Below are 3,281 nucleotides of genomic sequence, written 5' to 3'. Positions count from 1 at the left end.
GCGGAAGCTTCGAAGAGTGCGAAGCAAGGCGGAAATTATAGATCAGATTGAATGCGTCGATCAGATCGGTATTGATATTCGACGCCGGCGCGACATGAAGGCCGAGCGATTTGAAAAAATCAGAATTGGCGGCAGTCACCACATTTGCGCCGCCAAGCTGATAGAAAAAAGCGGGCGGGGTGCGAGGCACGATAGCGCCGCTACCCTGCAATGATTTGATCGGTTCACCCGTACGAGCATGCAGCAATTCGTCACGTCCGCTGAATTGTGGGTGCGCCGACTTGGGCACAAACCACGCCTGAAAATTGGCGGTAACGCCATTCAGAAGCGGTTTCGGCATTTCGCGAAGCTCAACATCAAGAGCAACGCGCCCGCCGCAGCTGTCACCAGCGTGCAGCGGAATAAAGCCGACAGGAACGACGACACCGGCACGGCCGGACGTCATAAGAACAGCCCGATCATTGCGGACAGAGCGGTTGAAAGTAACCGGAGTAGTAGATTGACGTGCCATTATTGGCCCTTTCGTGCATTGGGAGGTGTAAAGGCAATTCCTTGAGGCGTACGCCAGAAAGGACGGTTATCTGCGGTGAAACCATCGGGAGTTGCCCCCCATAACCGCATGGACATATCCCGCATCTCATCCGACTCAGAGACGGATTCAGAAGGGGAATTATCCGGCTTGTTTGCGCCAGCAAGAGGAACGGCTTGGCCTGCGATTGACTTCAAAGAATTATAGCCATCAGCAGCGGCGACACCGGCGCCATAAACCCAAGAAACCGCATCGCCGTATCGTTTTTCAATTTCCTCAGCATCAGACCAGCCAATATCAGGCTTAATATCAGCCGAGGCCACTTGAACAGACGTACGATCAGGATTTGAAACGACGCGGGGCGATTGAAACGTACCGCCAGAAATACCAACAGTTGACGGACGATTACCCAACGGGGAAACGCCGCCGAGAGCGTCAGCAGACCGACCGGCCTGCAAGCGCTCAATTTCAAGCTTCGCAAGATCAAGCTTTGCGTCCTCTTGCGCGCGGCGTCGATCAGCATCACCGGAAACAACGTCTCCGATTTCCCTGAAACCACTGGCGAGCATGTCGAACGAGGCGAGCGGCGGACCATTATTGGCAAGCCCGGTACCGCCCGGATTGCCATATTGCAGCATGGTCAACGGGTTGAACCCGTAAGCCTCAGCTGCGTCACGAGCGCCTTGCGCTTGTGACATCATGTTGTCACGGGGTGACGGATTTTTCCGGCGGGAGCCGAAAAGACCGGCAACGCCCCCAAGAAGGGAGCCAACGCCGGACATGACGGTGAAAGGGTCAGCCATCAGTGCTGAACCTTGCGCATTGTCTGAACATCGCGCAGCAAGTCTTTGATTTCTTTGCCGAAAAGATCGGCAGTGAAAATGCACAAAAGGCGAATTTCCGCCTCCGAAGGAGTAAACCCGTCAGATTCCAGACGGGCGATTTCCTTGCTGATCCAGCGAAGCGCATCGCCGTAGACCGGAACCGCCATCAGACCACACGCGAGCAAAGCGCGGTGATTTCCGAGGGGTAGACACCCACGAGAAAACCACCGAAGGCGGTGAGCGCCGGAATCAACATCTTGCGCACGAGCGGCAAGAGCAGTTTGAGAGTGGAAGACATTATTTCCTCACAATTTCAATTAGTTGAGAGGCTTTGCTAAAGTTTACATAATACTGATTATGCGACAAAGGCATGCTTAACCCCTTGATTTAATGGGATAAGAATATGCTTCAAACTGCCAAACTGCTCTTGCCGCTCGTGCGCAAGATGTTGATTCCGGCGCTTACCGCCTTCGGTGGTTTTCTCGTGGGTGTCTACCCCTCGGAAATCACCGCGCTTTGCTCGCGTGTGGTCTGATGGCGGTGCCGCGCTCTTATGGTGACGCGCTTCGCATGCTCAAGCTCATTGATATGGGCGAGCATCTTGTTCCGCGCTCCCATTTCTTTGCAATCCTTACGGCTCTCTCTGAGATTTATCGCAAGGATTACAAAGTCATGCAGGCCGATGTTAATCGCATTCCAAAGCGCTTGGCTCGGGTTCCTGCTGATGGCTGACCCTTTCACCGTCATGTCCGGCGTTGGCTCCCTTCTTGGGGGCGTTGCCGGTCTTTTCGGCTCCCGCCGGAAAAATCCGACACCCCGCGACAACATGATGTCACAAGCGCAAGGCGCTCGTGACGCAGCTGAGGCTTACGGGTTCAACCCGTTGACCATGCTGCAATATGGCAATCCCGGCGGCACCGGGCTTGCCAATAATGGTCCTCCTCTCGCGTCTTTCGATCTGATCGCAAACGGCTTCAAGGAAATCGGAGACGTTGTTTCCGGTGATGCTGATCGACGCCGCGCGCAAGAGGACGCAAAGCTTGATCTTGCCAAGCTTGAAATTGAGCGTTTGAGGGCTGGCAAGGCCTCCGATGCTATCGGGGCTGTTTCGCCTCTGGGGCGAAATACTGCATTTGTCGGCCAGTCCAATGTCAGGTTTCCTGATTTTGGAATGTCGCCGAATCCTCTTTCTCCCGAGAGGGAGAAGGAAGTTGCTCCTGTTACCAATTCGCCCGGCTTTTTTGAGATGAATAACGCTCTTACTGGCGGTGACATTTCAATACCCGGCGATGGTGAGCCGTGGGGTATTGATGAGCTTGCGACGGCGATTGTTGTCGGCGCCCCTCAAGTGGTTTGGAATAAGTTTTCAAACCTAGGCTCGGGCATGGCTCGGTCTTATGAGCGTTCATACGGATTTAAGCCCCGTGAGGGCGTTATCAAGGCACATGAAGCCGAGATTTCGGGCGCGGATGCTTCGCGCGCCCGCAATGAAGAATATGATCAGCGTTGGAAGTCCAATGCTGAGAAACTCGCAAAACAAGCTTGGAAATGGTAATGGCACGTCAATCTACTACTCCGGTTACTTTCAACCGCTCTGTCCGCAATGATCGGGCTGTTCTTATGACGTCCGGCCGTGCCGGTGTCGTCGTTCCTGTCGGCTTTATTCCGCTGCACGCTGGTGACAGCTGCGGCGGGCGCGTTGCTCTTGATGTTGAGCTTCGCGAAATGCCGAAACCGCTTCTGAATGGCGTTACCGCCAATTTTCAGGCGTGGTTTGTGCCCAAGTCGGCGCACCCGCAATTCAGCGGACGTGATGAATTGCTTCATGCTCGTACGGGTGAACCGATCAAGGCGTTGCAGGGTAGCGGCGCTATCGTGCCTCGCAACCCGCCTCCTTTTTACTATCAGATTGGCGGCGCAAATTTGAC

General features: G+C 54.6%; 8 protein-coding genes. 4 read left to right on the top strand and 4 right to left on the bottom strand.

What is annotated here, in order from left to right:
- The 4 genes from DRF71_RS27915 to DRF71_RS28990 all read right to left on the bottom strand — a co-directional run.
- On the bottom strand, window positions 1-511 hold a 511-nt coding region (locus DRF71_RS27915; protein WP_198672071.1), incomplete at its 3' end, for a hypothetical protein.
- Complete coding sequence (locus DRF71_RS27225; RefSeq protein ID WP_157970934.1) at window positions 511-1,332, bottom strand: hypothetical protein; 822 nt, start codon at window positions 1,330-1,332, stop codon at window positions 511-513. The genes DRF71_RS27915 and DRF71_RS27225, both read right to left, overlap by 1 nt.
- A complete protein-coding gene (locus tag DRF71_RS05330) occupies window positions 1,332-1,520 on the bottom strand; it encodes a hypothetical protein (protein WP_112309451.1) in 189 nt (62 codons plus the stop codon). The genes DRF71_RS27225 and DRF71_RS05330 overlap by 1 nt, the downstream gene beginning before the upstream one ends.
- Window positions 1,520-1,651 carry a hypothetical protein gene (locus tag DRF71_RS28990; protein ID WP_269814334.1) on the bottom strand — a complete coding sequence of 44 codons (132 nt, stop codon included), beginning with the start codon at window positions 1,649-1,651 and terminating at the stop codon, window positions 1,520-1,522. Before DRF71_RS28990 ends, DRF71_RS05330 begins: the two co-directional genes overlap by 1 nt.
- A 105-nt stretch (window positions 1,652-1,756) precedes the next feature.
- Here DRF71_RS28990 and DRF71_RS28985 point away from each other — a divergent pair, with 105 nt between their 5' ends.
- The 4 genes from DRF71_RS28985 to DRF71_RS27910 form a co-directional block, all read left to right on the top strand.
- A complete protein-coding gene (locus DRF71_RS28985; RefSeq protein WP_269814333.1) occupies window positions 1,757-1,888 on the top strand; it encodes a hypothetical protein in 132 nt (43 codons plus the stop codon).
- Window positions 1,888-2,085, top strand: a complete 198-nt coding sequence (locus tag DRF71_RS05325; protein ID WP_112309450.1) for a hypothetical protein — start codon at window positions 1,888-1,890, stop codon at window positions 2,083-2,085. The genes DRF71_RS28985 and DRF71_RS05325 overlap by 1 nt, the downstream gene beginning before the upstream one ends.
- Complete coding sequence (locus tag DRF71_RS05320) at window positions 2,078-2,908, top strand: hypothetical protein (RefSeq protein ID WP_112309449.1); 831 nt, start codon at window positions 2,078-2,080, stop codon at window positions 2,906-2,908. The genes DRF71_RS05325 and DRF71_RS05320 overlap by 8 nt, the downstream gene beginning before the upstream one ends.
- On the top strand, window positions 2,908-3,281 hold a 374-nt coding region (locus tag DRF71_RS27910; RefSeq protein WP_198672070.1), incomplete at its 3' end, for a hypothetical protein. The genes DRF71_RS05320 and DRF71_RS27910, both read left to right, overlap by 1 nt.

This window comes from Pseudogemmobacter bohemicus, from assembly GCF_003290025.1.
Lineage (GTDB): Bacteria > Pseudomonadota > Alphaproteobacteria > Rhodobacterales > Rhodobacteraceae > Pseudogemmobacter > Pseudogemmobacter bohemicus.
This window is presented reverse-complemented; position numbering and strand designations above follow the sequence as displayed.

Coding starts and splice junctions, on each gene's coding strand:
- DRF71_RS27225 (WP_157970934.1), bottom strand. CDS start 1,332: ATGGCTGACCCTTTCACCGTCATGTCCGGCGTTGGCTCCCTTCTTGGG.
- DRF71_RS05330 (WP_112309451.1), bottom strand. CDS start 1,520: ATGGCGGTTCCGGTCTACGGCGATGCGCTTCGCTGGATCAGCAAGGAA.
- DRF71_RS28990 (WP_269814334.1), bottom strand. CDS start 1,651: ATGTCTTCCACTCTCAAACTGCTCTTGCCGCTCGTGCGCAAGATGTTG.
- DRF71_RS28985 (WP_269814333.1), top strand. CDS start 1,757: ATGCTTCAAACTGCCAAACTGCTCTTGCCGCTCGTGCGCAAGATGTTG.
- DRF71_RS05325 (WP_112309450.1), top strand. CDS start 1,888: ATGGCGGTGCCGCGCTCTTATGGTGACGCGCTTCGCATGCTCAAGCTC.
- DRF71_RS05320 (WP_112309449.1), top strand. CDS start 2,078: ATGGCTGACCCTTTCACCGTCATGTCCGGCGTTGGCTCCCTTCTTGGG.